The organism is Maricaulis maris (assembly GCF_003634045.1).
Lineage (GTDB): Bacteria > Pseudomonadota > Alphaproteobacteria > Caulobacterales > Maricaulaceae > Maricaulis > Maricaulis maris.
This window is the reverse complement of the sequence record NZ_RBIM01000012.1, coordinates 1-2,595: the sequence shown is the minus strand read 5'-3', so window position 1 is coordinate 2,595 and position 2,595 is coordinate 1. Positions and strand designations below refer to the sequence as shown.

The following is a 2,595-nucleotide window of genomic DNA, read 5'->3' as shown; positions in this document are numbered from 1 at the left end:
GTTCCTTTCAGGTTAAGCGGCCAGGTCTTCCAGCGCCGCATTGGAGAGCCGGTAATCCCAAAACGAGACCCGGCGAAGGTAAGAGGAAAGATTGGCATCGTTCGGCGAGCCACCGCCGGGCCACCCCCAACCGAGTTGCAAGTCCTGGTCTGGGAATTCGTCGCCGCTCAAGACACTGCCCACGACCTGCGTCGCGCCGGTCGCACTGGCCGACCAAGTGTCACCATCCCAAGCCAGCGCGAGGGCAATTCTGTCGCCAACCGATAGATCACCAAGGGGTCTTGTCGCCGAGTTCGTCGTATAATCTTCGGCGCGTAATGAAAACTCGGCTTCGTCCTCGAACCGATCCAGTCCGACGACAATGCCCCGCGACGTGTTTGGCCGCAGGAATGCCAGCGTCCCCGCACGATCCGGATCAGCGGACGAGGCGACCGCCTGCGGGACAACGCCCTCGGCAAACAACGTGCCGCGCCCGCCCGTCAGCCAGACATCACCGGTCAATGTGATCTTGTCGGCCGCACGCGTCGTTGCCCCAATAACACCATCGAGCGGCATCGCTGGCGAAGTCGCGTAAGACTTTTTCTCCAACTGCGGCAAGAATATCCGGACGGTGATATCCACGTCGCCGGTGCCGGTACGGATATCAATACGAGGTTGAACATAGGCCGTGGAACCATTTGACATCGTGACGGTCTGCACCCAGCGGCGATGCTGGTGATCCGGCATGAATGAGGCGCTGTTGTTCACTGCGAGCGCCACGCCTGCATCCGAGCGTTCAACCTGACCCAGATTGACATAGTTGATATTGGCCGCCGTGCCGCCGACAACCTGCAAGCCGGTGGCCATTGTCCAGATTTCGTTTTGCAAAGCCGGGACCGAGCTGGAGCTTTCCAGATAAATTGTCGCGACGCCGGGCGTCACTGCCCCATGAACCCGCAAGTCGACATAGCGCGCGCCAGCCGACTTGCCAGACCCGACCACATCAACCGAGACACCGCCGGAAAGCTGCGTCAACCAGTGTGTCGGCAGCGTGCCAGGGCTACCCGCCGCCGCCCCCACACCCAATGGGTTGCGTATCCAGTTCGTGGTCGCCGGATCAACCAACAGGCCCTTACCTGTCAGCGCAGCGACACCCGGCGCGAACTCAATATGATGGCCGTATACGCCACCCGACTTGAAATCCCACTCGCCGGCGTTCGACTTGCGCGAGGCGCGCGAGATCGTCAGGCGCGAGATCACATCAGCCGCGCGGGTTGCTGTCCCCGTCTCGCCGAATTCCTTGATCATGGGCGACGTCGCAACCAGGCCCGTCTCAAGCTGCGGCATGGACAGCCGAATGCGCTGCGTACCAGCGCCGGAAAAAGTAAGCTGTGCGGCCGGACGCACATAGGCCACGGTGCCGCCGCCCGACAGCGTGACCGGGTGACCATACCGCGCCAGCTCGGTTGTCACCGCCTCGACAGCCTTGGTGTTCGGCGATACGAACGCGCTGGCCGTTCGCTCATCTTGGCGAAGTTGGATGCCTGAGAAGTTGGCGATCACACTGCCCACGGCGCGCGCCGTGACTGACAGGGTGCGCTCATTGCCGGTTGCCGCTGCGATTTCGGCGGCGCCGGCGAAATAGATGATGGGCGACGCGGCGCCGCTCGCCACAATCTCAAGCTCGACATGGCGCCATCCGCGCTCACTGCCGGCGTCGGTCACTTCGATTGTTGTGCCATCGGTCGAGGCGCCCCAACCTGTCGGCAATTCACCACCGGACCCCAACACGCCCAGCACAGCGCCCTCGGTGCGCTCATACTCGATCAGGTTTTCGCCAACACCCTCATCAAGAGGCCCCAAATCCCCTGTCGCGCGCTGGTCGACGCCAAACTTGATAAGCCGGCCGACCGGGTCGCCTGAGCGGCCCGACCAGTTGGGATAATACTTCAAGCTGGCGCGGCTGCATGTTGCCAGCAGCTCGAACGCCGGCAACAATTCATCATCTCCCGTCGCCACGTCCTTGCGATAATAGAGGCCATCCACAAAGCGCAGATCGAGCGAGGCGCCAGCAGCCAGTTGCCGCGCCATTTCCCGCGCCAGGCGGCGCACTTCATGGGTTGTCGGATGGGCGCCGGACGAGAAGCTTCCGGTTGCGAGGTTGAGGGACATTTTTAGCTCCTACGGCATGACAAAGTCACCGGCGGTCCAGTCGATCACGGGGATAGCGCCCGCCCCGTCTGATCCGCCAGTGGTTGTGGTGGAGCCGCTCACTGTCGCCTTCACGACACTGAGTTCCGGCCCGTTGATGCTGGCTTTCAAGCTCGCGACGAGGTCTTGCAGGACGAGAGAGTCGCGCATTTTCGTTGAATCGATGGAACCGTAGACACAGGTCGAGCCGGACGTTTCAGGCGAAGCAGGTTCGATCACCAGTTTGAGTGCGATCTTTTTGAAATCCTCGCCGCCATGAACCCAGGGCGTTCCAGTGGTCGGCAACACGAAGACAACGTCGCGATCGTACTGATCTTCAATTGGATAGGGATTACCCACATTCGGGCCACTGCCGGTATTCGTTGTCGCCGTGTGGATATGAAAGCTGTCCCGCCAAGTGGTTGG

The 2,595-nt window shown here is 61.7% G+C and carries 2 protein-coding genes; both read right to left on the bottom strand.

The features are described from left to right. Window positions 1-12 precede the first annotated feature (12 nt). Window positions 13-2,151 carry a hypothetical protein gene (locus C7435_RS16900; protein ID WP_121212584.1) on the bottom strand — a complete coding sequence of 713 codons (2,139 nt, stop codon included), beginning with the start codon at window positions 2,149-2,151 and terminating at the stop codon, window positions 13-15. 9 nt (window positions 2,152-2,160) lie between these two features. Continuing rightward, the coding region (locus tag C7435_RS16895) for a hypothetical protein (RefSeq protein WP_170150530.1) at window positions 2,161-2,595 on the bottom strand (435 nt) is incomplete at its 5' end.